The organism is Halomonas sp. JB37 (assembly GCF_002332255.1).
Classification (GTDB): Bacteria; Pseudomonadota; Gammaproteobacteria; order Pseudomonadales; family Halomonadaceae; genus Vreelandella; species Vreelandella casei.
This window is the reverse complement of record NZ_NRGW01000001.1, coordinates 1,417,028-1,441,755: the sequence shown is the minus strand read 5'-3', so window position 1 is coordinate 1,441,755 and position 24,728 is coordinate 1,417,028. Positions and strand designations below refer to the sequence as shown.

The 24,728-nt window shown below is 53.3% G+C and carries 20 protein-coding genes and 1 pseudogene; 11 read left to right on the top strand and 10 right to left on the bottom strand.

The genetic code is table 11. The annotated features are described in order from the left end of the window. Positions 1 to 17: 17 nt before the first annotated feature. Complete coding sequence (gene doeA / locus CIK78_RS06695; RefSeq protein ID WP_096278416.1) at positions 18 to 1,217, bottom strand: ectoine hydrolase DoeA; 1,200 nt, start codon at positions 1,215 to 1,217, stop codon at positions 18 to 20. Positions 1,218 to 1,515: 298 nt separating this feature from the next. On the opposite strand from doeA, the gene CIK78_RS06690 reads away from it, so the two are divergent. The 3 genes from CIK78_RS06690 (at position 1,516) to CIK78_RS06680 (ending at position 4,202) form a co-directional block, all read left to right on the top strand. Next, entirely contained in the window at positions 1,516 to 2,451 is a 936-nt protein-coding gene (locus tag CIK78_RS06690; RefSeq protein WP_096278414.1) for a glyoxylate/hydroxypyruvate reductase A, read from the top strand. Positions 2,452 to 2,543: 92 nt separating this feature from the next. Next, positions 2,544 to 3,269 carry a hypothetical protein gene (locus CIK78_RS06685; RefSeq protein WP_225734289.1) on the top strand — a complete coding sequence of 242 codons (726 nt, stop codon included), beginning with the start codon at positions 2,544 to 2,546 and terminating at the stop codon, positions 3,267 to 3,269. Then, entirely contained in the window at positions 3,270 to 4,202 is a 933-nt protein-coding gene (locus CIK78_RS06680; RefSeq protein ID WP_096278412.1) for a lysine exporter LysO family protein, read from the top strand. Here the strand turns inward: CIK78_RS06680 and nanR are convergent. After that, positions 4,199 to 4,909, bottom strand: coding sequence for a transcriptional regulator NanR (nanR, locus tag CIK78_RS06675; protein WP_096278410.1), 711 nt, complete (start codon positions 4,907 to 4,909; stop codon positions 4,199 to 4,201). The two genes, CIK78_RS06680 and nanR, sit on opposite strands and share 4 nt — an antisense overlap. Positions 4,910 to 5,128: 219 nt before the next feature. Between nanR and CIK78_RS06670 the strand changes: the two genes are divergently transcribed. From CIK78_RS06670 to CIK78_RS06640, 7 genes are all read left to right on the top strand, one after another. Beyond that, entirely contained in the window at positions 5,129 to 5,968 is an 840-nt protein-coding gene (locus tag CIK78_RS06670; RefSeq protein WP_096278408.1) for a phosphogluconate dehydrogenase C-terminal domain-containing protein, read from the top strand. A gap of 67 nt (positions 5,969 to 6,035) precedes the next feature. Then, positions 6,036 to 7,022 carry a TRAP transporter substrate-binding protein gene (locus CIK78_RS06665; protein ID WP_096278406.1) on the top strand — a complete coding sequence of 329 codons (987 nt, stop codon included), beginning with the start codon at positions 6,036 to 6,038 and terminating at the stop codon, positions 7,020 to 7,022. 65 nt (positions 7,023 to 7,087) lie between these two features. Further along, positions 7,088 to 7,618: a TRAP transporter small permease gene (locus CIK78_RS06660; protein WP_096278404.1), complete on the top strand. Its 531-nt coding sequence runs from the start codon at positions 7,088 to 7,090 to the stop codon at positions 7,616 to 7,618. Then, a complete protein-coding gene (locus CIK78_RS06655; protein WP_096278402.1) occupies positions 7,615 to 8,889 on the top strand; it encodes a TRAP transporter large permease in 1,275 nt (424 codons plus the stop codon). Before CIK78_RS06660 ends, CIK78_RS06655 begins: the two co-directional genes overlap by 4 nt. Positions 8,890 to 8,907: 18 nt before the next feature. Continuing rightward, positions 8,908 to 10,176: a ribulose-bisphosphate carboxylase large subunit family protein gene (locus tag CIK78_RS06650; protein ID WP_096278400.1), complete on the top strand. Its 1,269-nt coding sequence runs from the start codon at positions 8,908 to 8,910 to the stop codon at positions 10,174 to 10,176. Then, positions 10,173 to 11,510 carry a four-carbon acid sugar kinase family protein gene (locus CIK78_RS06645; protein ID WP_096278398.1) on the top strand — a complete coding sequence of 446 codons (1,338 nt, stop codon included), beginning with the start codon at positions 10,173 to 10,175 and terminating at the stop codon, positions 11,508 to 11,510. The genes CIK78_RS06650 and CIK78_RS06645 overlap by 4 nt, the downstream gene beginning before the upstream one ends. An 87-nt stretch (positions 11,511 to 11,597) precedes the next feature. Beyond that, positions 11,598 to 12,827, top strand: coding sequence for a spore maturation protein (locus tag CIK78_RS06640; protein ID WP_096278396.1), 1,230 nt, complete (start codon positions 11,598 to 11,600; stop codon positions 12,825 to 12,827). Between the two features lie 133 nt (positions 12,828 to 12,960). On the opposite strand, the gene attM is transcribed toward CIK78_RS06640, so the two are convergent. Then, the gene (attM, locus tag CIK78_RS06635) at positions 12,961 to 13,752 is read right to left on the bottom strand and encodes an N-acyl homoserine lactonase AttM (RefSeq protein ID WP_176483374.1); all 792 of its coding nucleotides are present in this window, start codon (positions 13,750 to 13,752) and stop codon (positions 12,961 to 12,963) included. Positions 13,753 to 13,818: 66 nt separating this feature from the next. Beyond that, positions 13,819 to 14,994, bottom strand: a complete 1,176-nt coding sequence (locus CIK78_RS06630) for an iron-containing alcohol dehydrogenase (RefSeq protein WP_225734288.1) — start codon at positions 14,992 to 14,994, stop codon at positions 13,819 to 13,821. 296 nt (positions 14,995 to 15,290) lie between these two features. Here CIK78_RS06630 and CIK78_RS06625 point away from each other — a divergent pair, with 296 nt between their 5' ends. Continuing rightward, complete coding sequence (locus tag CIK78_RS06625) at positions 15,291 to 16,076, top strand: IclR family transcriptional regulator (RefSeq protein WP_217990274.1); 786 nt, start codon at positions 15,291 to 15,293, stop codon at positions 16,074 to 16,076. A gap of 119 nt (positions 16,077 to 16,195) precedes the next feature. On the opposite strand, the gene CIK78_RS06620 is transcribed toward CIK78_RS06625, so the two are convergent. The 6 genes and pseudogenes from CIK78_RS06620 to aceE all read right to left on the bottom strand — a co-directional run bounded on the left by CIK78_RS06620 (position 16,196) and on the right by aceE (position 24,626). Then, on the bottom strand, positions 16,196 to 17,215 hold the full coding sequence (locus CIK78_RS06620) for an asparaginase (protein ID WP_096278392.1): 1,020 nt from the start codon (positions 17,213 to 17,215) through the stop codon (positions 16,196 to 16,198). A gap of 39 nt (positions 17,216 to 17,254) precedes the next feature. Further along, entirely contained in the window at positions 17,255 to 18,718 is a 1,464-nt protein-coding gene (locus CIK78_RS06615) for an alanine/glycine:cation symporter family protein (protein WP_096278390.1), read from the bottom strand. Between the two features lie 447 nt (positions 18,719 to 19,165). Beyond that, positions 19,166 to 19,669, bottom strand: a complete 504-nt coding sequence (locus CIK78_RS06610) for a DUF6190 family protein (RefSeq protein ID WP_096278388.1) — start codon at positions 19,667 to 19,669, stop codon at positions 19,166 to 19,168. A gap of 131 nt (positions 19,670 to 19,800) precedes the next feature. Then, positions 19,801 to 20,415 (bottom strand): glutathione transferase GstA, encoded by a 615-nt coding sequence (gene gstA / locus CIK78_RS06605; RefSeq protein WP_096278386.1) that lies wholly within the window; start codon positions 20,413 to 20,415, stop codon positions 19,801 to 19,803. Positions 20,416 to 20,479: 64 nt separating this feature from the next. Further along, a pseudogene (aceF, locus tag CIK78_RS06600) lies at positions 20,480 to 21,868 on the bottom strand (dihydrolipoyllysine-residue acetyltransferase); the annotation flags it as partial. Between the two features lie 67 nt (positions 21,869 to 21,935). Beyond that, positions 21,936 to 24,626 carry a pyruvate dehydrogenase (acetyl-transferring), homodimeric type gene (gene aceE, locus CIK78_RS06595; protein WP_096278384.1) on the bottom strand — a complete coding sequence of 897 codons (2,691 nt, stop codon included), beginning with the start codon at positions 24,624 to 24,626 and terminating at the stop codon, positions 21,936 to 21,938. Positions 24,627 to 24,728: the final 102 nt, after the last annotated feature.

The following is a 24,728-nucleotide window of genomic DNA, read 5'->3' as shown; positions in this document are numbered from 1 at the left end:
CGCTATTTATTCAACCGCTACTTCACAAATAGCTGGCGCGGAAAATTGGCCAGCGTTTCACAACCATCGTCGGTAATTAAAATACTCTCGGTAATTTCTAGACCCCAGTCCTCTACCCAAAGCCCCGGCATAAAGTGAAATGTCATGCCGGGCTGCAGGATAGTGTCATCCGAGGGGCGCAGGCTCATGGTGCGCTCGCCCCAATCAGGCGGATAAGAGATGCCGATGGGATAACCACAGCGGGCGCCGCCGCGGTCAAAGCCGTATTTATCCATCGCAGCCCCCAGCGCCATGGCGATATCTGCGGTGCGGTTACCCGGTTTAGCGACGGCGAGACCTTTCTCAATGCCTTCTAACAGCGCCGATTCAGCGCGGATAAAATCGGTGGGCGGTGTACCCAGAAATACCGTGCGTGACATAGGCGCGTGGTAGCGTTTAAACACCCCGGCAATCTCGAAGAAGGTGCCTTCGCCTTTACGAAAGGGTGTGTCATCCCAGGTTAAATGAGGCGCCGCGGCGTCCTTGCCGGTGGGCAGCATAGGAACAATGGCGGGATAATCACCGCCAAATACTTTGCCGTTTTCATCCACAAAACCTTCAATGCCGACGCGATAAATCTCTGACACCAGTTTGCTTTTCGGCAGGCCAGGCTCGATGACTTCTAAAATACGTGAGTGCATGCCTTCCACAATCTTGGCGGCAATGCGCATGTAAGCCACTTCCTGGGGCGATTTTATCGCTCGGCACCAGTTCACCAGCGCATTGGCATCCATAAAGCGCGCGTGAGGAAGCTCTTTGAGCAGACTTAAATAGGCCTTGGCGGAGAAGTAGTAGTTATCCATCTCCATACCCACTACACCCAGATGCCAGCCGCGATCAGGCATGATCGACTGCGCCAAATACTCCATGGGGTGCATATCCGGATTTTGTACATAGTAATCCGGGTAGTAAGTAATGTTGTCAGGATCGATCCAGCAGGTACGCAGGGCGCCGTTAGCATCCATGCGCCGCCCGAACCATACAGGCTCGCCCTCAAGGCCCACCAGCACACACTGATGCACATAAAACGACCAGCCGTCGTAGCCGGTCAGCCAAGCCATATTAGAAGGGTCACTGACGATTAATACGTCAATACCACGACTGGCCATTTCGGCGCGCACTTTCCACAGGCGACTAGCGTACTCTTCGCGCGCGAAAGGCAGGGAAACCTGAGTCATCGGGCAACTCGCCATTAAAGATCACCAAGAACCAGCGCTGGGCCTAAAAAGGCATGCAACGCTGAGCCACAGGATCGACCTGACTACCGCCGCAGCAGCCCCGCCAATGTCGTCTTGACCCGATACTAGCACCCACCCTTGGTTGGCGGTCAAAGGCTTTATGACAAAAAGTGCATATGATCACATTATTCGCACTCTTCGGACTATGCGCACTCTTCGGGCTATGCGAGCTTGCAACGGTATTGATCGCTCACCATGATAGCCTGAGTCATCACATGCTTAGATAACGGGAGACGAGATGAAAATTGTCGTACACATTGATGAGGCTGCGCAGTGGCAAGCAGCGCTTTCTGAAGCGTTACCCCAGGCCACCGTACTGACCAGCGAGGCGCCAGCGGAAGAGCGCAAACACGCAGACTACCTCGCCATTTGGAAAGCGCCTGCTCATTTACTGCAGGAGCAGACCCAGCTCAAAGGCATCATTAATTTAGGCGCGGGAGTGGACCATCTGCTTAAAACGCCCGGGCTTCCCAGCAACGTACCGATTGTAAAGCTGCGCGATGCAGGCATGGGCGACCTGATCGCGGACTATGCGCTGTATGGCGTGCTACATTTCTATCGCAGCATGGACCGCTACGCAGAGCAGCAGCAAAGCGCCACGTGGCAACCACAAGGGGTCGTGGAAAAATCTCAGTGGCCCGTGGGGGTGTTAGGTCTCGGCGCGATTGGTAGCTTCGTCGCCAGCGCGCTACAGCAGGCAGGTTTTCCGGTACTGGGCTGGAGCCGTTCGCCCAAAAAAATCAGCGGCGTGCACTGTTTTCACGACGATGACGGGCTAACTGAGCTGCTTGGCCAGGTGCAAAGCCTCATCACTATTTTGCCTGACACCGCCGCCACGAAAAACATTCTCAACGCCGAGCGGCTGGCCCTGCTGCCTAAAGGGGCCAGCATTATTAACCCCGGCCGCGGCAGCTTGATTGATGAACAGGCACTGCTCGAAGCGCTGGGACACGCTGGCCAGCCGGGCCACATCCGGGGGGCACTCCTGGACGTGTTCCACGAAGAACCGCTGCCCGCCACTAATCCGCTTTGGCAGCATCCTAACGTTATCATCACGCCTCATATGGCGGGTCCTACGCCGCTTAACGATGCTATCGATCAGGTGATTTCCTATTTACATGCCTTTGAAGCGGGCGATCACCTTACAACGGTTAATCCTGATGCGGGCTACTGACGCAAGCCCCCAGCCCCGATATACTGGCGCTCGATGAACCAAGTACTAGCGAAAGGCTCTTAAGACGGTACGTTTTTTTGGAGGAAGGGCCTTTGGTCAATGTCTTAGCACGATCCGCTGCCCAACGGTTGGCAGGAGCGACACTCAGCCTGATTGGGCTTTTTTCAAGCGCTGTGGCGCTAGCGCAAAACGAGCCAACATTTAAGGATCCGCAGCCCTTTGAAGCCCAGTACCGGCTTGAAGTTCGCGGCTGGCCTGGCGCCACTATTACGCATCGGCTGTCTAACGAAGGTAGTCATTGGTTAAGCGATATGCGCTTTTCGATTGCCGTCGTGCGCGGCCAGGAACTCAGTCGCTTTTCACTCCGCGACGACACCGCTCACTCACTGCTTTATAGCAGCAGCTATTCCCTGCTGGGCATGGGCGATAGCTATCAGCTAAACGAGAGTGAGATACCCACCTTGGACCGTCAAACGGCGCTATTTGACCTGTCAAGACGTGCGGGTCACGAAAACTGCACCGAAAGCACGCCCTGCGAGATTGAGTTTGTGGATAACAAAGGGCGCGATGAGCATTTTCAGTACTATGTTGAGAAGCAACTCATTACCGACCCGACAAGCATGGGATTACCCGCCGGTGAGTTTGAGGCACTGGAAGTCTCTCTGATTGATATTGAGAAGCCTGATCGCCTTCTAAAACTCAGCTTTCACCCCGACTGGCCCGGCCTGATTCTCTCAGCCGTATACCAAAAAGAGGGTAGCCGCGAAACACAGCTGACATTAACTAACTTCAATCCAAATGGGGGCACGGCACCCTAAATGCTTTCGGGTTTACTGATTGTTTTACTCCCGCTGATACTGGGCTACCTGGTTCCGGTTCGTTCTACCCGCGTACAGAACCAAATAAACCAGGCCGTTAGCGGCTCGGTTTATTTGATTCTGCTGTTTATGGGTATTAGCTTGGCGGGCCTTGAAAATCTCATCAGCCAGCTTTCTCGCTTAGGCGGCAATGCGCTGCTGCTGTTTAGCATTACCACGCTATTTAACCTATCGGCGCTTTGGTGGCTATCGCAGCGCTTGCCTCTGCATACCGCTAATTCACCGGTGGTAAAAAATGCCCCCACCAGCAAGCTAGCGGCGATGCAGGGCTCACTATGGCTGGTCGCGGTGGTGGCCGGTGGCGTTACCGCTGGCCTATTGGCAGGCCCCTACGTTGGCGAAACGCTGTTCAACACCGCTGATTTACTCGCCGAGTGGGTGCTCTATGTGCTGCTGATATTGATTGGCTGTCAGCTGCGCAATTCCGGCATGCCGCTAAAACAGATACTGCTTAACAAGATGGGGCTGGCGATTGCCGTCACGCTAGCGCTCAGCTCATTGCTAGCCGGCTTAGTCGCCGCCCCGCTGCTGTCGCTGAGTTGGAATGAAGGCCTTGCCATGGCATCAGGCTTTGGCTGGTATTCACTTTCCGCCATTCTTATCGGTGACCAGCTAGGCCCGCTAATGGGCGGCGTGGCGTTTTTCAACGACCTCACTCGCGAGCTCCTCGCCTTTATCTTGATTCCGCTGGTGATTCATCGCCACACCGCACTTGCTATCGGCTACGGCGGTGCAACCTCGATGGACTTCACGCTGCCCGTGATCCAGCAGCACGGCGGCGTAGCCTGCGTGCCCATTGCCGTGGTCAGCGGGTTTATCCTCTCGCTGCTCTCCCCACCGCTTATTCTGTTCTTTCTTTCGCTCTCGGGTTAGCTATTCAAGCAATAGAGCAGCCGCGCGCGTTCTAAGTGTTTGCGCATTTCCTCTACGGCAGCCGCCTTATCCCCCTGCTCGATACAGTCAATAATTTTGGCGTGCTCAAGCAAGGTAATGTCCTCGTTGCCTTCCCAGTGCAGCAAACTAGCATGAAAGCGCGCTAGCCAACCCAGCATGGATTGGCTAGTTGCTATAAAAATCGGATTACGAGTAATTCCGGCAATGGCGGTATGAAACGCCATATCGATCTCGATAAAGGCTTGAGCATCTCCATTTAAATGCCCGCATTGTTGCTCTAACAACTCTCTCAAATGAGCAATGTCTGCCACAGAGGCCTGTCCTATCGCCTTCTCCACCATACCCAGCTCAAAGAATGTGCGCGCCTCTTTCAGTTGTTCAAGCGACTGAGACGAGCTAGCGAGCATATGACGAGCGGTTAAATCAATCTGCGACATCAGTCCCATCGCCGTCGGCTGCAGTACTTTAGGGCGCTGGCCGTGATTAATTTCGACAAGCCCAATACGTTCAAGCGTTTGCATCGCCTCACGAATTGCCGGTCTTCCCACACCGTAGCGGTCCATCAGCTCGCGCTCAGAAGGTAGCGTATCTCCAGGCTTGTATTGGCCCGACTCTACCATTTCATAAAGCCGATCAAACACCTCATCTGACAGCTTGCGACGAGTAATTTTAGGGGCTGGTTGCACGGCAATTTCTCCTCACAAGCCACACAGCGACTTGGTTATCCAATGAACGTCAACAGTCTAGCGCTGTTGTGCTGAAAATTGGCAAAATTTACTTAAATACGACCAAAGCAGCATTTGACAGACTGATATAGATATTATGTCATCATACCAGTTGCTGAGCAAAAAACTTACCCTTTTAAACCTCAGCGAACTTATCGCTAACGCCATACAAAACCTTCACTGGAGTCTTCTATGACCAACATTGCCCTTATCGGCGCAGGCGGAAAAATGGGTTACCGCCTGTCGAGCAACTTAAAACAGTCAGGTTACACCGTCAGCCATGTGGAATTGAGTGACGCTGGTCGCCAGCGCCTATCAGAAGGCCTGGGTATCAGTTGCGTAGATGCCCAACAGGCTGTGCCTGATGCTCAGGTGGTGATACTAGCGGTTCCAGATACGCTGGTGGGGCGCGTTGCTGAAGAACTATCGCCACTGATGGCCAGCGGCACTATGGTCATTACACTCGATGCCGCCGCCCCTTTTGCTGGCCACCTGCCCAACCGTGACGATCTGGTCTACTTCGTCACGCACCCTTGCCACCCACCGATCTTCAATGATGAAACAGATCTAGATGCCAAGCGCGATTACTTTGGCGGGGCCAAGGCTAAGCAACACATTGTCAATGCGCTGATGCAAGGACCTGAAGAACTCTATCCACTGGGCGAAGCGATTGCTAAGACCATCTATGCACCGGTTGTTCGCTCTCACCGTGTCACAGTCGAACAGATGGCACTTCTTGAACCTGGTCTTTCGGAAACGGTATGCGCCACGCTACTGGTGGTCATGCGGGAAGCAATGGACGAAGTCGTCGCCCGCGGCGTTGACCAGCAGTGCGCACGCGACTTCTTGCTAGGCCACATGAATATTCTGGCTGCCGTTATTTTCGATGAGCAGCCAGGCGTTTTCTCCGATGCCTGCAACAAGGCAATTGAGAATGGTAAACCGCAATTGATGCGTGATGACTGGAAGCGCGTATTTGAGCCTGAAGAAATTGCCGAAAGCATTCGCCGTATCACCTGACCCTGTTTGCTTAACAACGCTTTAGCAACATCACACCAACACTAATTACAACAATTTGGAGTATAAGATGATGACCTTCCGACTCAACCAAGTCTCTGCCGCCATCGCCGCCACCATTGCTCTGGCTGCTAGTACTTCGTCTTTTGCGGTACAAGAGATGAACCTTGCGTTCACACCCCCGCTTAACTCCCATTATGGCGAAGCCGGTCAAGCGTTTGCTGACGAGGTAGACCGGCTTAGCGACGGAGAGTTTAAAATCAACCTGCGCCCTGCCAGCGCCTTAGGCGGTGAACGAGACGTCCTGGAAGGGCTGCAAATCGGCTCTGTTGAGCTGACACTGACCTCAACCGGTCCTATCGGCAATTTCGTACCCTCTGTTTACGCCCTCGATTTTCCTTTCCTGTTTCGCGATTACGACCACGCCCACAAAGTACTCGATGGCGAGATTGGCCAGTCGTTGTTGGACGAGTTTGAAGACGAAGGCTTGATTGGCCTGGCATGGGCCGAAAACGGCTTTCGGCACTTGACCAATAGCAGGCGCCCGGTTGAAACACCTGAAGATATGGAAGGCATGAAGATCCGCACCATGGAAAATCAGGTGCATCTTGAAACCTTCAAGGCGCTAGGCGCTGCACCAACACCTATCTCCTGGACAGAAGTCATTACAGCCCTTCAGCAGGGCACCATCGACGGCCAGGAAAATCCGATTCCCATTCTAACGGTAAACAGCATGTGGGAGATCCAGGACTACCTAACGCTCACAGGCCATGTTTACTCCCCCACAGCATTAGTGATGTCGAAAATATATTGGGATGATCTCAATGAAGAGCAGCAGGGCTGGTTTCGCCAAGCCGCACAAGTAGCTGCCCAAACCTCACGCGATGCCGTCCAGCGCATTGAGGAGGAAGGTGTGGAGTTGCTGCGTAGTAATGGCATGGAAGTCGTCACCGAGATTGATTACGCGCAGTTCCGGGAGGCTGTTGAGCCTGCCTACGAGCGCTATGCCGAGCAGTATGGTAGTGAGCTTCTAGAGCGTATTCGCGCAACCGAATGAGTAGCCCTCTGCTGCGTGCCTCCTCACGGGGAGGCACCTCTTCTCCAACGATGAGGTTGTCGCTTATGTTGTCGTTTCTGAACACCTTGACCCTGGGCCTCATTAAGCTAGCCCATAATCTTGCCGCGCTCCTTCTCGCCCTGGCAGTCGCATTAGTCGCGTACCAGGTGTTTACTCGCTTTATTCTCGGCGATCCGGCCGCCTGGTCAGAAATCCTGGCACGCGGTTTCATCATCTGGAGCGTTTTTCTGGTCAGCGCAGCTGCATTTTGGTATGGCGCCATGATCTCTATTGATCTTTTTCTGGACCGCCTGCCGCCGCGCTTACGTATCTTTGGCCAGCGTCTGGTATGTACTGCCGTCCTAACGCTGCTGACGATTCTGGTCTGGCAAGGCTATCTGATTACGCTGCGTGTTTCTGGTCAGCAAATCGCCATGCTTGCAATCCCCATGTCATGGTTTTATGCCGCGATCCCCACTGGCTGTGCCGTCGCCATCGTCGCTGTGGTGACAAGCCAGCTTTGCGCCGAATATCAGCATCGTCTAGGCCAACACCAAGCAAAGCCTATCTGTTCTGATGCAGGAGAAACCCCATGAATCTGGCGATCGGCTCAGCGTTGATCGCGCTGTTTGCGCTGTCGATACCTATTGCGGTTGCCATCGCCTTAACCGCAGTGATTGGTCTTTACTTCTTCAGCAGCGTTCCCCTCCTGGTCGTTCCCCAACGTATGTTTGTGGGATTAGATAGCTTTCCGCTTATGGCAGTTCCATTTTTTATCTTGGCCGGCCATATCATGAGCAATGGCGGCATCGCCGCCAGGATGGTGGAATTTGCCCGCTCGCTGGTTGGTGGTATTCAAGGTGGTCTCGCCTGTACCTGTGTAGTGACCTGCATGATGTTTGCAGCTATCTCAGGCTCCAGCGTGGCAACCACTTTTGCGATTGGAGCCATCTTGATTCCTGCCATGGTAGCTTGGGGCTATCCGGCGCCGATGGCTGCCTCTATCCAAGCCTCTTCTGCTGAGCTGGGCATTATCATTCCCCCATCAGTGCCATTGATTCTCTACGGTGTCAGCACAGAAACCTCTATTACTCAGCTATTTCTTGCTGGTTTTGGGCCAGGCCTATTGATCGGCCTTGCTCTGATAATGATGGTCATCATTTGGTGCCGCATCAAAGGCTACGGCACCCACGATGGCGATTTACGCTCGCCCGCCTGGCCCGCCTTCAAGAGAGCCTTTCTTGCTCTATTGATGCCGGTGATTATTATCGGCGGCATCTACGGTGGCATATTTACCCCCACAGAGGCCTCGGCGGTTGCAGTGTTGTACGGTCTGTTTCTAGGAATGGTGGTATACCAAACTATAAAGCCTGGCGACCTACCGCGTATTTTTCGCGAGAGTGCTCTTTCTGCAGGGTCGATCATGCTGATTATCGCCGCGGCTTCCATTCTCAGTTTTGTGATTGGACGTTCAGGCTTGGCCAGTGATATTGGTGCCTGGGCACAGAGCACCTTTGATAACCGCTACACCTTCCTATTGGCTATCAACATGCTGCTGTTACTGGTTGGCATGTTTATCGAGACCTCTGCGGCCATTCTGATTCTTGCTCCCATATTGGCTCCGATCGCGATTGGTTTCGGCATCGACCCAGTGCACTTTGGGATAGTAGTCGTGGTGAATTTGGCCTTGGGAATGTTCACTCCGCCATTGGGGGTCAATTTATTTGCCGCTGCCCAGGTAGCTAAATTGCCCGTTGAGCAACTGTTCCGATTTTTGCTTCCCCCAGTATTTACCATGATCACCTGCCTGATGCTGATTACCTATGTACCGATGATTTCGCTCTTTATACGCGACCTTCTGTTTTGATCTGCCGGAGCCTTATTGATGAGCACACGCATTTACGCCCACTACATGATTGAAACTCCTTATCACGTCGAGCATGCCGCAAACGTGATGGCAGGAGAGCAGTCCTCAGGCACTTTCACCCGCCTTGCCAACGAAACAGATGCCTTACGTGAAGCTCATGGTGCAATCGTCGAGAGTATCGAGATGTTGGACGCGCTCGATGCCCCCTCGCTACCCATGCGTGCTGACCTAGCGCCTCAAGGTCATACCCTTTTCCAACGCGCTCGAGTAAAGCTCTCATGGCCACTGGAAAATATGGGGCCTTCACTGCCGAACCTAGTATCAACCGTGGCCGGCAACCTGTTTGAGCTGAAAGAGTTTTCTGCGCTGAAATTACTCGATATCGAGTTGCCCGATTCCTTCGCAAGCGTTTACCCCGGCCCTCAGTTCGGAATAACGGGTACCCGGCAACTCTCCGGCATTTCCAGCGGCCCTATGATCGGCACGATAATCAAACCCAGTGTGGGCCTCTCCGTCGCTGAAACTGCCAATATGGTGGAGCAACTCGTGGTGGGTGGCATCGATTTCATCAAGGACGATGAGTTACAGGCCAACGGACCCCATAACCCGCTGCGGGCACGTGTCGATGCCGTCATGCCAATCATCAACGCCCATGCGGAGCGTACCGGTAAAAAGGTCATGTACGCCTTCAATATCAGTGGCGATATCGACGAAATGCGCGCCCAGCACGACTATGTGGTGGCTGCCGGTGGCACCTGTGTCATGGTGGCAGTGAACAGCGTCGGTTTAGCAGGTGTGACATACCTCCGCCGTCATTGCGAAGTAGCCCTGCATGGCCATCGTGCAGGCTGGGGCATGTTCAGCCGATCTCCACATGTAGGAATGGCGTTTACGGCCTACCATAAATTATGGCGCTTAGCGGGGGTCGATCATATCCATGTGAATGGCCTGCGCAACAAGTTTAGCGAAGAGGACGATAGCGTCATTACTAGTGCTCGTGCCTGCCAAACCCCCATGTTCGAGACTCCAGACGCCGGCTATCAGATCATGCCGGTGTTCTCTTCAGGACAAAGCGCTGCCCAAGTCACTGATACTTATCAAGCGCTCGGAAATAGCGACCTTATTTACTGTTGCGGAGGCGGCATCATGGCTCATCCCGGTGGCATTGCAGGCGGAGTAGCCAGTCTGCGCCAAGCATGGCAAGCGGCCATGACAGACATTCCCATGGCGACCTATGCCCGCGAACACCGCGAACTTGCCCAAGCCATAGAGGCTTTTGGCCAATGAGCACCTCTCTACTTCTCTCCTACTATGGCGATGATCTCACAGGCTCCACCGATGTGATGGAAGCACTGAGCCTGCACGGAGTAAAAACTGTGCTTTTTCTGGCACCTCCCACGGCGCAGCAGCTGGCTCCTTTCGCCAGCTATACTGCCGTAGGCTTGGCGGGCACTAGCCGCAGTGAATCTCCCGAGTGGATGGAGTCTCACCTCCATAGTGCGCTCACCTGGTTGAAATCACTCGGTGCAACGATTTGTCACTATAAGGTGTGCTCAACGTTCGACAGCGCCCCGACGATTGGCAGCATCGGGAAAGCGCTGGAAATAGGAAAATCGCTATTCAAGCAGCGCTCGGTGCCTCTGGCGATTGGCGCACCGCAGCTCAAACGCTACACCGTATTCGGGCAACATTTCGCTGCCTTCGATAGCGAAGTACATCGAATTGATCGTCATCCTGTGATGTGCAGGCACCCTGTAACACCTATGAAAGAGGCAGACTTGAGGCATCATCTGGCGCAACAGACCCTGCTCTCCATCGGTCTAGCAGATGTTCTTTGTCTCGACTCAACCGATACCGACACTCGCGTCGATCAGCTCATGCAAGAAAATGACGTAGTATTGTTCGATACGCTGACCCACGACCAACAGGCTGAGGTTGGTACACAGCTATGGCGAACGTGTTCCCCTAAAGAAAGCTTCGTGGTCGGCTCCTCTGCCGTGGAGTACTCTCTAGTAAGCACTTGGCGTAGGCAGATGTTGATCCCCGAAAACCCGCCGCGCTTCTCTTCACCTGGGGCAGTTGAGCAGTTAGCAGTAGTATCCGGCAGTTGCTCAGAAGTGACGGCACGGCAAATTCGCAGCGCAGAAGCCAATGGCTTTCGCGTAATTGCCCTCGATGTCGTCCAGCTGATCAACGAACGTACCCATGCAGAGGCCATGTACCTGGCTCAGGAAGCCGCTAATGAGGCGCTCAGCCAAGGCAAAAGCGTCATTGTATATACCGCAATGGGCCCCAACAGTGATGCAGAGGCCGTGCATCAGGGAGGAGAAAGAGCGCGCCACCTTATTGGCCGTTCGCTGGGCCAGCTATTGCGCCAGATGGTGTACGTGCACGGGCTTGAGCGCGTAGTGATCGCAGGCGGTGACACATCAAGTCATGCTCTCAACCAGCTTGCGGTACATGCTTTGACCACCCGGCTGCCTCTACCAGAAACGCCGGGGTCTCCGCTCTGCACTGCTCATAGCGACCTTCCAGCGTTCGATGGTTTGGAGGTTGCCTTGAAAGGCGGTCAGATAGGCAGCGAAAACTATTTCATGTCAATTCGTGATGGAGTCGCCTAGATCTTTGATTACAAGAGTGTTGCCGCGCCCTGAATTCGGTAGGATTAGCGTCATCTTCCTTACCGTAATCCAGGATGCCCGCTCGCCATGCTCAACGGAATTTGGTTAAGCTTCTTTATCGCTGCGTTTGTAGCGTCAATGTGGCAGTGGTTGGTGGGTGGCGACGGCGAAGTGTTCGCCCGCTTAGTCCAGTCGCTTTTTGACATGGCCCGGGTAAGTGTCGACATCATTCTGGTGCTGCTCGGCACGATGACGCTATGGTTGGGATTTCTTTCGATTGCCGAAAAGGCAGGGCTGATTCGTCTGCTGGGGCGAGTGCTGGACCCGCTGTTCTGTCGCTTAATGCCTGAAGTTCCTCGCGGGCATCCCGCCATGGGGCTGATCAGCATGAACTTTGCAGCTAACATTCTAGGCTTGGATAACGCCGCTACGCCTATCGGCATCAAGGCCATGCACTCGCTGCAAAGCCTGAACCCCAGCTCTGAAACCGCCAGCAACGCGCAAATTCTATTTTTGGTGCTTAATACTTCATCGCTAACGCTGCTACCGGTCACCATTTTCATGTACCGCGCCCAGCAAGGCGCCGCTGATCCCACGCTGGTATTTCTTCCTATCCTGCTAGCGACGACGGCTTCTAGTCTGGCGGGGCTTTTAGCGGTGGCCATTGTTCAGCGCATAAAGCTTTGGCAGCCGGTGGTGCTGGGCTATATCGTCGTGGCAGCGCTCTGTTTAGGCTTATTACTCACGACACTTGCGGGGATGTCGGCTCAGGCGCTGGCGGCAGCTTCCACGTTAGTGGGCAACCTTACGCTCTTTAGTATTGTAATCATGTTCCTAGTGGTAGGGGCGCTACGCGGAGTGAAGGTTTACGACGCTTTTATTGAAGGAGCTAAAGAGGGCTTAAGCTTCACTGTTACGCTGCTGCCCTACCTGATTGCCATGCTGGTAGCCGTGGGCGTACTTCGCGCCAGCGGCGTATTGGATGCTGGGCTAAGCGGCATACGCTGGATCGTCGAAGGGTTTGGCTGGGACACCCGCTTTGTCGACGCCCTGCCCACCGCCTTTGTGAAGCCGCTTTCAGGGGGCGGCGCGCGAGCCATGATGATTGAAACCATGGACACCTTTGGCGTAGACAGCTTTGCAGGACTCTTAGCGGCTACCCTGCAAGGCAGTACCGAAACCACTTTCTACGTACTGGCAGTTTACTTCGGCGCGATAGGCATTACCCGTATCCGCCACGGCTTAGGCTGTGCATTAGTGGCCGATGCGGCAGGTATTATCACGGCGATAGCGGTGTGCTACTGGTTCTTTGGGTAGGTTCTCCTGCCCAGTAGCCGCGAACATCTCAAGAAGAAAATCCACCACGATGAACACAGCTTTCATGATAAAAACCGATCACCTGAAGTGCACATGCCAGCCCGAAAGCACGGGCTGGCATAATCCGTTGGTATTAATCATAATATTCTGGGGCATGCTTAAAAGTAGCCCAGGCATCCGGATCGTGACCGGTAACAACGGTTGCATTGGTTTTATCAGCGAGTGCACGTAGTTTTTGAACAGAACGGACGGTATCCACAGTCGATGCCAAAAATCCCGGCAATGCTTTTTCTTCCCAGTGATCAGTAGTGTACGCCGCATCAATTGTCAAAATCATGGGGCCGCTATTAGGCAGATTTACCTTAAACGACATATGTCCCGGCGCGTGACCAGGCGAGAAGACGGTGATCAGTGTGCCATCTCCATATATATCGTAATGATCATCTTCAGTTCCATTGAGGAACTGCCATTTCAAATCTGGCTTGTCGAAATCCTTGCGAATATACCCACCTGCTGCGAACCAATCAGGGGTAAAGGCATATTCATACTCTTCACGTTGCACGATATGCGTCGCATTCGGGAAGCGGCCAACCGCTCCTGTATGGTCCAGGTGCAAATGTGATTGCACCACATAGCGAATATCTTCCGGTTGGATCCCCATTTTTTTAAGCTGGGCGACGCAACCCTCAGACTCTTCCATCACAGGCCAATACACGTCGGTAATTCCACCCCAATGCCCAACCGGATCAGTGGCCACTTCAACGGCATTCCCACCATCAATAATGGTATGCCCCTCAGGATGGGTGATCAGAAAAAATGGAACCGGAATTTCATAATCGGCACCAGCACCTTCATTCATTTTGATATTGTGTACTTTGCATTTCAGCGAGCCGGTTTGAAACATGTAAAGTCGAATGTCAGTCATGGTTTTCACCTTTCTTGTTGTGTTGCTGGTTGAGACCAGATTTTTTAACAGTCAATTTATGAAGCCCTAATAGGCTTCGCGATAAAGTGCTAATGCGTCCTCTTCGGTCACTTCCACCGGGTTGTTCACCAAAAGACGGAGCTGTTTCATGGCATCTTTTGCCAGCATAGCCAAACTGTCTTCAGTGACATTGACATCGCGCAAACGGCGTGGAGCGCCGCTTTCATCCATCAGAGCCAGCATATGACTTACGAAGTCTTCTGAACGTGTACTAATATCGCCACCCTCGCCCGGCACGCTCATGACATCAGCCAGTTCGGCATAAAGTGGTGCCGCCACTTTAGCGTTATAACGCAAGACCGGCCCTAGCATTAGGGCGTTTGTCAAGCCATGTGGCAGGTGGTAATGTCCGCCCAGCGGATAAGCTAAAGCATGAACCGCTGCCACCGGGGAGTTGGCAAAGGCCTGCCCCGCCAGCATGGCGCCCAGCAGCATGTTTTCACGTGCTTTGCGGTTAGTACCATCTTTACATGCCGCAATCAGGTTACTGCCCAGCAGACGCAGAGCTTCGCGAGCAAGGGCATCTGACAATGGGTTTTTCTTGATTTTGGATGTATAAGCTTCGATGGCATGCACCATCGCGTCAATCCCGGTTGCTGCGGTATGTATTTGCGGCAGGCCAACCGTTAGTTCGGCATCGAGAAGGACAAAATCTGCGAAAAGTTGCCGCGAAACAACACCCATTTTAGTGGTTTCGCCAGTAGTGATGATGGAAATATTGGTAACTTCGGAGCCTGTGCCCGCGGTTGTAGGGATTAGGGCCAGCGGTAAACGTTTACCGATGACATTGCCGATTCCATACATGTCAGACAGCGGTTGTTCACTACCGACCATAACCGCCACAAGCTTGGCAATATCAAGCGATGATCCCCCACCAAGGCCAATCACAATATCAATATTTTGTGCGCGAGCCTTCTCAGCGCATTCAAGCACGACGGCCTCGGGCGGGTCGGCAACGACTTCGTCAAAAATCGAAACATCAAAGCCCAGTGTTTTTAATGTCTTTTCAACTGGCGCAATAAGCCCCGCATCAATCAGCCCACGATCCGTGACAAGCAATGCTTTGCGTTCACTAAAGCGCTCGCCGAGCAATTCACCTAGGCGAGCAGCACCGTCCCATTCGACATAAATGTCGGCAACAGTGGTGAAACCAAAAGGTGTTGTGGTCATCGTTTCCTCCATCTTGTGTTTATGTATCGGATGAACGTTTTAGGAATTGTCGAATAGCGATGCCCGTTCTAAAAGCGCTTAACACAGGCACCAACGTCTTGCCGCCATGACAGCTGTTAGCATCGTAAGAGATTAGCTTTGAAGCGAGTTCTCATTTATCTAAGATGAAGTATGCCGTTTTAAAAAGGTGTGGATGACGTTAATTTATCTTTGTTCTTTCTACAAAGTTCATCATAATGAACTTGAATCAGCAAAGTGAACTCAACAATGCATCTAAGTATCGGGTAAAGTCAATAAGGAGAAATGAGGTGAAAGGTGATGAAGCACCCAAAGCAGGAACGACAAAGGTGCCCGCTCTGCGCCGCGCGGTTGCGATTATGGATTTTGTTTCAGCATCACCAAGGAAGCCCAAGGCTTCTGAAATAGGGCATGCTTTACCATTACCGAAAAGCACTCTTCATGGGCTTCTGCTGACGATGGTCGAAGTTGGGCTTTTAACCAAAGGCTTCGATGGAACCTTCAGTACCGGGCCACACCCTATGCGCTGGGCCAATGGTTTTTTGGCCCAAAATGATCTGGTAGACATTTTTAAAAGCTATTTTGCCGATGCCCACAGCCTTGGCCAATACACAATGACGATGACGGTGCTTGATGGAAGCGACGTTGTCTATATTGCCTGTTCCAACGCCCACTTACCGTTAGGCACAACATTTCGGATAGGCATGCGACTGCCCGCGGCCTTTACAGCGACCGGTAAAGTCTTACTGGCCGCACTTGACACATCAGCCCTGCACGAACTTTTTTCTAATCAATTTCCTGGGCCACTGACTTCGCGTAGTGTGCGCAATTTGACGAAATTACGCAGTGAACTTGATGAAACCCGTCAACGTGGTTTTTCAATTGATGACGGGCAGGTTCGCGAAGGTATGATTTGCTTGGGCACATCGCTGCATAACCATACTGGCGATACAGTTGCCGGCATGGCCATATCGCTGACCCGCAGCGAAGCAACCACCGAAGCAATTAAAGATTTAGGGCATAATTTAGTTGTTGCAGGCAACGATATTTCGCGTCGTCTAGGAGCTGGATGTTAACTCCGTTGCATCACCGTATCCGCCACGGCTTAGGCTGTGCATTAGTGGCCGATGCGGCAGGTATTATCACGGCTATAGCGGTGTGCTACTGGTTCTTTGGGTAATTAATAAAGGCGGATCTAGCGTATCGTGCGAGACTCACCCCGCAAGTCGCTCTTCAGCGCTTTCTGCAAGGCGCATCCCGCTAACCCACGCCCCAATAGTACGATTAGCTTCGCTACGGCGGCTTCCAAGGTGATATCTCTTCCAGCGATTACCCCTGATTTATTTAGCTCAGAACCAGTAGCGTAAGCTCCCTGCACTACCCCACCTTGATCGCACTGTGTCACGTTAATTAATGCTACACCTCGTTCATTGGCATCCGTTAGGGCGCTCAGCAGCTCACCTTCAAAACTGGGCGGGTTACCCACACCGTAGCTGTAGAGCACCAGTCCCCTTAAGGAGGCATCGGCCAGTAGCGCCTTGGCACGGCGCAACGACATGCCCGGATGCAGCGATAGGACAGCCACCGCATCAGGGTCAAGGTCGATAGGTAAAAAACTAGGCATGCCGCTGGGAAGGGCGGCATCAACATTCAGCGTTATGCCAATGCCTAATGCTCCTAACCAAGGAAAATTTGGTGAATCAAACGCATCTAGGCCCAGGCTGCGTACTTTGCGGGCACGGTTGCCACGCAGCAGCCTGTCGTGAAAAGACAGACTAACCTCACGGGGCGTGTCTGGATGCACCGCCAATTGCAGTGCGCTGATGAGATTATTCAGCGCATCACTGCGGGGCTCACCCAACGGAATTTGAGAGCCGGTGAAAACCACCGGCTTGTTCAGCGCATCGAGCATAAACGAAAGTGCTGCGGCGCTATACGCCATGGTATCGGTACCGTGCAACACTACAAAAGCGTCGTAAGTCTCCCAGTGGTATTCCAACTGTGCCATCAGCCGGTTCCAGGCCTCGGGCATTAGCTCTGCGCTATCAATCAAAGGCTGCATTTCAATTACATCAAATGCTGGCAGTCGGTAAGGGTCACTCAGGGCCAAATGCGCCGCTAGGCGTTCCGCCAGCCCCGCGCAGGGTACGTAGCCTTGAGGTGATGGCTGCATACCAATAGTCCCTCCGGTATAGAGTATTAGCACACGGGGCATGGGCACTCCTGATTGAGTTAATACGTGCTGAGCGAGTCCTTACTCGGCAGACGCGCTTGTTAGACGCTGCTTTAATGCTTCAGCCTCTTCAGGTTCTAGCTCCCAGGCTTTTGGATCCAGGTCGAGGTCCGGATGCTGATTAGCGTCAAAAATCGGCTGTTTGATGCCCTGCCGACGCTGGCTATCGAAGTCTTTGAGAATGCGCAAGCCGCACTTGAACAACAGGATCAGCGCAATTAGGTTGACCACGGCCAGAAGGCCCATAGTGACATCAGCAAAGCCAAACACGGTGCCCAAATCAGTGGTCGCGCCCCAACACACTAAAAGCACGATCGCCACGCGGAAGGCGTTGAATAGGTTCTGATTGTCACGACTGAAAAAATTGAGGCTGTTTTCGCCTAGGTAGTAATTGTACAAAATCGTGCTGAAAGCAAACAGCAATAGCGCCAGGCTAACAAAAGTGCGGCCCCACTCACCTACGTGTTCGGCCAGCGCTGCCTGGGTGAGGGCAATGCCCTCAACGCCTGCGCCCGCCGCAGGATCGTATACGCCACTGAGCAGAATCAGGAACGCCGTGGCAGAACAAATAATGACGGTATCGATAAATACCGAAAATGCCTGCACGATACCTTGGTTGGCCGGGTGCGGCACGTAGGCGACTGCCGCCACATTGGGCGCACTACCCAGGCCCGCTTCGTTAGAGAACAGGCCGCGCTTCAAACCCATCATAATAGCCGCACCAATTCCACCACCGATCAGTGGTTCAAGGCCGAAAGCACTCTTTACAATGAGCGCAATCACACCTGGAATTTCCCCAATGTTCATGGCGATAACCAGTAGTGCGATAGCAATATAACTGATCGCCATAAAGGGCACTAAAATCTCGGAAATACGCGCAATACGCTTAATGCCACCGAAGATAATCAGGCCTACCAGCATCGCCAGAGCAATCCCGGTATACAGCACAGGCACACCGAAAGCGTCTCCAAATGAAGTCGCTACTGCGTAGGATTGAAGTGCAGTAAAGGCAAAGCCGAAGGTCAACAGCAACAGCACCGAGTAAAACGCTGCCAGCCAACGCCACTGTTTACCCAACCCTTTAACGATGTAATACGCCGGGCCACCGCGATATGTGCCATCGCCTTCGGCCTCTTTATATGTTTGCGCCAGGGTGCATTCCAAGAAGCTGGTGGCCATGCCCATTAAACCCACCAGCCACATCCAAAAAATCGCGCCTGGGCCACCTAAAGTAATGGCCACCGCAACACCTGCAATATTACCACCACCTACACGCCCCGCCACCGAAAGCACCAATGCCTGAAACGAGCTTAAATGGCCGTGTTGGCTACGTTTAAAGACTTGCCCCGAACCTAGGATACGAAACATCTCACCGAAATAGCGAAACTGCACAAAGCGTGAAGCGAAGGTAAAACCGACGCCAACGCCCACCAGCAGCACTAGTAGAATCTTCCCCCACAGGAGGTCATTGAGCATATCGAGCATGGGATTCTCTCCGCGTTTTTGTATTAGCGTTATGTTTGAATTCGCGTCGTTTGTTATCGCACTTGTGGAATTCGCGCCGCGGAGAACGTTTTACCAAGCGTGGGGCAGGATTAAATTTGGCGCAGCGATGCAGTTGTATGCACTCGCTGCATCAGTGGGTGCACCATAGTGCATCAGATCAAAACGATTTCCCTAGCAGTTCAGACTGTCAGTAGAAGCCCAACCCTCTTTGCTACTGCCGAGATCGACATACAATTGTGCTAACCCTCTGCAGAAATGGAATATAGAATAGAACTAACGATTATATTGATAAGTTTTAAAACACAACAGCTTCTAACAATTTTCCTGCAAATATACTTGCTATTAACTGGAGTAATAACAGTCCCCGTTAATAGCGTTGCGCATAGAACTTGAGGCCTCATAGCTTGAGTTCGTCGATATATAGTTTTAGATACTTATCTCCTCCGACTTCAGCTTCAGCATTAAGCTTTTTTTGTAAAATAAATTTAAAGGCTCACTAAAAAAATACTCAGTTTCACTCGAAGAAATGATCGGCATGATATAATCGGACAATAGATCCATATCTTTCAGATCATCGTCAAGAGTATATAATCCTCTTTCACCTGCTAGGACATGGCACGCAAGAATTGCTTTTTTCATAGGCAGGTGTTTTAGCCTATAGTCAATAGCTGCAAGCTGGTAAGCTTCATCCGCATAGGGAATACGTTTAAATTCCATAACCGTATGAAGGTAGCTCATAAATGGATAATAGGCGTTTTGTTCTTCTCTGGAGCGCTGCCAAATAACGTTGTCACACAAGCCTATTTGTTCAAGATTTATTTCTAGTCCACCATCAAAATTACGTACAATTATCTCTACACATTTCTCTCTGACTTCTAGGCTTTCATGATGCATGCCTAGAAAAACTGAAGCATCAATAATTGGCACCATTTTATATCTAATACTCCCCAATAATATTTCATTTCCTTTACTATATTTGAGAACTCACCTGGGACTCGTGCTAGCCAGATTTGTCATGGCACCGGCACCTCAGCAAGCCCTGCGAACAGCCTACAATGCCGCTAAAATTCGTTTATACCTTCGGCTCGCATCGCACTTTTAACGGCAGAACGATTGGAGATACGTTCCAGGAAGCTTGATAAGTTTTGGTATGACACCAATTCCATATTGAACAAACCTGCCCATCGCACAATCGTGAATAAATAAATATCAGCGAGAGAAAATTCGTTATCAAGAAGATACTGCTTATCTTGTAGGTGCGCATCGATTATGTCAAAGCGCTCATAAATTTTCTGCGTCGCAACCTGTTGCGCCTCGGAGCCGTATTCCGGATGAAACAGCCAAGGGCTAAACATCTTATGTAATTCCGTGCTGATAAATGTGAGCCACTCTTGGAGCTGATAAAACGAGGAAGACCCTCGCTCGGCATTCAGATTAGCGGGAGAGCCCCGGTCGGCTAAATATTGCATTATGGCCACGCTTTCTGTAAGCAGATAACCATCATCAGTCATAAGAGCAGGCACATAGCCTTTGGGGTTGATATGCCAGTAGTCGCTGCCGTTATCGGTATGGTGTTTTTTGATATCAACCTTTTGAGATTCCAGCTCGATGCCCAGTTCGTGTGCGACAATACGCGGCCCAAGTGAGCAGGTTCCAGTGGCATAATAAAGTTTCATGATCTTCTCATAGGTGGGTTGGAGTAAATTTAGCGAATTTAACCCTAAAGCAAGCTGGGCAAAATCACAGCAAAAGCGTTCTGATATCGCTCAGCGCCTGGGCCAGGAAGTCCGTGAAGCGGGCCCCATCCGCACCATTGACCGTACGGTGGTCGTAAGACAACGACAGCGGCATCATCACCCGCGGCGCGAACTCGACCCCGTTCCAGACCGGCTTCCTCTGCGACTTGGAGATCCCAAGGATCGCCACTTCCGGGGCGTTGACGATCGGCGTGAAGGCGGTGCCGCCGATCGAGCCGAGGCTGGAGAGGGTAAAGCAGCCGCCCTGCATCTCCTCGCGCTTGAGCTTTTTCGACTGCGCCTTGCCGGCCAGCTCGGCGGATTCCTTGGCCAGCTCGATCAGCGATTTCCGATCGACGTCACGGATCACCGGCACCATCAGGCCGTCCGGCGTGTCCACGGCGATGCCGATATGCACGTACTTCTTCCACACCAGGGTCTCGCCGTCACTCTTCAGACTGACGTTGAACTGCGGATACTGGCGCAGCGCGTAGGCACAGGCCTTGAGCAGGAACGGCAGCGGCGTGAGCTTGGCGCCCTGAGCCTCGGCCTCGCCCTTCATCGACTTGCGGAAGGCTTCGAGCTCGGTGATGTCCGCCTCGTTGAACTGCGTGACATGCGGCACGTTGCGCCAGCTGCGATGCAGGTTGGCTGCGCCCGCTTTCATTAAGCGACCCAAGGGCTTTTCCTCGACCTCGCCGAACTGGCTGAAGTCGATGTCCGGCAACACCGGAATGCCCACACCGTCCGTCGGCGCGGCCGCGCTTCCGGCATCGCTGGAGCGCTGCTGAAGGGTGTTCTTGACGTATCCCTGAACGTCCTCCTTCAACACGCGGCGCTTGGGTCCGGTGGGCGTGACCTGGGCCAGATTGACGCCCAGTTCACGCGCCAGCATGCGTACCGCCGGCCCGGCATGGGCGTGCGCACCGGCGGTCTTCTTGTCGTGCTTGTGACACGCATCAAGGCTCGGCTCGCCCGTCGGCTGCGCCACGGTCTTGGCCGACGCCGACTGGGACGCGTTCGCCTTTTGCTGACTGACGTCGGCTTTCTCGCCAGCAGGTGGTTTCGCCGGTTTCTGAGCCTCCGCATTAGTTTCGGCGCTGCTGGATGTATCTCCCGCCGCCGTTTCGCTAGCATCTCTACCTTCGTTGTCACCTTCTCCGGCAATCTCCAAGGTAGCAATCAGGTCTCCCTCGGAAACGCTGTCGCCCTCCTTGACCGAAACCTCGACCACCTTGCCCTTGTAAGGGCTGGGCACGTCCATGGAAGCCTTGTCGGATTCCAGTGTGATCAACGTATCTTCCGCGTCGATCTCGTCGCCTTCGCTGATCGCCAATTCGATGACCGGCACGTTCTCGCTGCCACCGATGTCGGGTACCCGTATCATTTCCTTAAGCACTGTAGCGCTCCTCGTCCTTTAATTCGCTTCCACCACATGTGGGCTCATACTCGGGTGCACTTCAGTGATCAAGCGGGTTAGGCGCAGCAGGATCGATGCCGTAATGTGTCATCGCTTCGGAAACGACGTGCGGTGCTATCTCACCACGTTCGGCCAATGCCCAAAGCGTCATCGTCACCACGTGATAGCGATCCACTTCGAAGAAACGACGCAGCGCCTCACGTGTATCGGAACGCCCGAAACCATCGGTTCCCAGCACGTGGAAATCACTCGGCACCCAGGCACGGATCTGATCGGCATACAAACGAATAGAATCGGTGGCCGCGACCACCGGGCCTTGACGATCGAATAACTGGCGCATTACCCAAGGCCTCACCTGGCGCTCACCCGGGGCAAGGAAGCGACGGCGATCATAGTCGAGCGCCTCGCGACGAAGCTCGTTGAAGCTGGTAACGCTCCATACGTCCGCGGTCACGCCATGTGTTTCGCGCAGTATCTCGGCCGCTGCCTCGACTTCGCGAAGAATCGCGCCGCTGCCCAGCAACTGAACCCGTGGTTTGTCATCATCAGCCTCTCCCGGATGCAGCAGGTACATGCCGCGCACGATGCCCTCTTCGCAGTCATCAGGCATAGGCGGGTGCGAGTAGTTCTCGTTCATCACCGTCAGATAGAAAAAAATATCCTTGCCTCGCTCATACATTTCCTGCAGGCCATAGCGCACAATGACCGCGACTTCATAAGCATAAGTAGGGTCGTAAGTACGGCAATTAGGAATAACTGAAGCGAACAGATGGCTGTGGCCATCCTGATGCTGCAGCCCCTCGCCATTAATGGTGGTCCGCCCCGCCGTGCCGCCAACCATGAACCCCCGGCACATCATGTCGCCAGCAGCCCAGGCGAGATCACCGATGCGCTGGAAGCCGAACATCGCGTAAAAGAAGTAGAAGGGAATCAACATCGTGCCATGGTTCGCATGAGCCGTCGCCGCCGCGATCCAAGACGACATGGCCCCAGACTCAGTGATACCTTCCTCGAGGATCTGGCCAGCCTGATCCTCGCGATAAAACATGATCTGCCCAGCATCGGCCGGCTCGTATTTCTGGCCTTCCGGCGCATAGATACCCAATTGGCGGAACATGCCCTCCATACCGAACGTCCGTGCCTCATCAGGAACAATCGGTACGATTCGCTCGCGTAGTGGCTTGTACTTGGTCAATCCACTCAGCACACGTACGAAGGCCATCGTGGTCGAGACCTCGCGCTCCCCGGTGCCTTTTAGTTGAGCAACGAATGGCTTGTCCTCAAGCGAGGGAATCGTCAATGTCTCGTGATCAGTGCGCCGCGCGGGCTGAAAACCATGCAGGCGCTCGCGACACTCCTGTAGATAGCGCATCTCGGGCGAGTCCGGCGCCGGGCGATAATAAGGCATGCCGCTGCCTTGCAATTCCTCGTCGGTAATAGGCACCTGAAAACGATCGCGAAGCTTCTTCAAGCCCTCAGCCGTCATGGTCTTGATGTTATGAGCTTCCATGTCCGCCTCACCATGCTCGCTTCCCATGCCATAGCCCTTCACGGTATGTGCCAGAATCACGGTAGGACGGCCATTATCAGCGTCCAGGGCGGCACGATAAGCGGCATGGACCTTCACCGGATCGTGTCCGCCACGAATGAGTCCTTGGATTTCCTCGTCCGATAAAGAGGCAACCTGCTCCGCCAGCTCATCGTACTTGCCGAAGAAATGCTCCCGTGTGTAGGCCCCGCCTTGCGCCTTGAAGTTCTGGTATTCGCCATCGACGGCTTCGTCCATGCGCCGCTGCAAAAGACCGGTGCGATCTTCATTCAGTAAGGGATCCCAGGTACTCCCCCAGACCACCTTGAACACATTCCAACCGGCACCCCGGAAGGTCCGCTCCAGCTCACTCATCACGCTACCGTTGCCACGCACCGGTCCGTCGAGACGCTGCAGATTGCAGTTGATCACGAAGATTAGGTTATCCAGGCGCTCCCGGCTCGCCACGTTGAGCGCACCCAACGTTTCCGGCTCGTCGCATTCGCCATCGCCGAGAAACGCCCAGACTTTACGGTTCTGGAGAGGCTGTAGTCCGCGATTATCCATGTACTTCATCAAACGCGCCTGATAGATCGCCTGAATCGGCCCCAAGCCCATCGATACCGTCGAAAACTGCCAATAGTCTGGCATCAGATAGGGGTGTGGGTAAGACGACAACCCTTCGCCCCCAACCTCTTGTCTGAAACGATCCAGTTGGCTCTCGGTCAGGCGTCCCTCAAGGAAGGAGCGTGCATAAATACCCGGCGCAATGTGGCCCTGAAAATAGATAAGATCGCCGGCGAAATCCTTCGATGCCGCACGGAAGAAGTGGTTGAAGCCGACTTCGTAGAGCGTGCTGCTCGACATGTAACTAGCCAGATGACCACCGAGGCTCTTATCCTTAGCATTGGCGCGCACCACCATGGCAACACTGTTCCAGCGAACTGCCGACCGTATCTTGCGTTCCAGTGCCAGGTCGCCGGGATAATCTGGCTCTTCCTGGTGAGCAATAGTGTTACGGTGGTGCGTCGCAAATCCACCGCCGAACGACACACCGCTTTTACCGGCCGCTTCAAGTAACCGGTGAATCATGAAACGCGCCCGATCCAGGCCCTCGTAGTGAGTCAACGATGACAAGGCATCCAGCCACTCATTTGTTTCAATGGGGTCCGCATCGACAATGTTGCTGACAACGTCGCTCATAGTGTCGCGCCTTTATTCAAAATAAAATAAAACAAACTTTATAAGCGGCCTGCCGCCTAACCCTTAAAGAGGGTAATGTTTTGCCCGGATACTGACAACGCA

Bases quoted from the DNA above. Each gene is read 5' to 3' on its own strand.
- doeA (WP_096278416.1), bottom strand. From the start codon at position 1,217: ATGACTCAGGTTTCCCTGCCTTTCGCGCGCGAAGAGTACGCTAGTCGC.
- CIK78_RS06690 (WP_096278414.1), top strand. From the start codon at position 1,516: ATGAAAATTGTCGTACACATTGATGAGGCTGCGCAGTGGCAAGCAGCG.
- CIK78_RS06680 (WP_096278412.1), top strand. From the start codon at position 3,270: ATGCTTTCGGGTTTACTGATTGTTTTACTCCCGCTGATACTGGGCTAC.
- CIK78_RS06665 (WP_096278406.1), top strand. From the start codon at position 6,036: ATGATGACCTTCCGACTCAACCAAGTCTCTGCCGCCATCGCCGCCACC.
- CIK78_RS06660 (WP_096278404.1), top strand. From the start codon at position 7,088: ATGTTGTCGTTTCTGAACACCTTGACCCTGGGCCTCATTAAGCTAGCC.
- CIK78_RS06655 (WP_096278402.1), top strand. From the start codon at position 7,615: ATGAATCTGGCGATCGGCTCAGCGTTGATCGCGCTGTTTGCGCTGTCG.
- CIK78_RS06650 (WP_096278400.1), top strand. From the start codon at position 8,908: ATGAGCACACGCATTTACGCCCACTACATGATTGAAACTCCTTATCAC.
- CIK78_RS06645 (WP_096278398.1), top strand. From the start codon at position 10,173: ATGAGCACCTCTCTACTTCTCTCCTACTATGGCGATGATCTCACAGGC.
- CIK78_RS06640 (WP_096278396.1), top strand. From the start codon at position 11,598: ATGCTCAACGGAATTTGGTTAAGCTTCTTTATCGCTGCGTTTGTAGCG.
- attM (WP_176483374.1), bottom strand. From the start codon at position 13,752: ATGACTGACATTCGACTTTACATGTTTCAAACCGGCTCGCTGAAATGC.
- CIK78_RS06630 (WP_225734288.1), bottom strand. From the start codon at position 14,994: ATGGAGGAAACGATGACCACAACACCTTTTGGTTTCACCACTGTTGCC.
- CIK78_RS06620 (WP_096278392.1), bottom strand. From the start codon at position 17,215: ATGCCCCGTGTGCTAATACTCTATACCGGAGGGACTATTGGTATGCAG.
- CIK78_RS06615 (WP_096278390.1), bottom strand. From the start codon at position 18,718: ATGCTCGATATGCTCAATGACCTCCTGTGGGGGAAGATTCTACTAGTG.
- CIK78_RS06610 (WP_096278388.1), bottom strand. From the start codon at position 19,669: ATGGTGCCAATTATTGATGCTTCAGTTTTTCTAGGCATGCATCATGAA.
- gstA (WP_096278386.1), bottom strand. From the start codon at position 20,415: ATGAAACTTTATTATGCCACTGGAACCTGCTCACTTGGGCCGCGTATT.
- aceE (WP_096278384.1), bottom strand. From the start codon at position 24,626: ATGAGCGACGTTGTCAGCAACATTGTCGATGCGGACCCCATTGAAACA.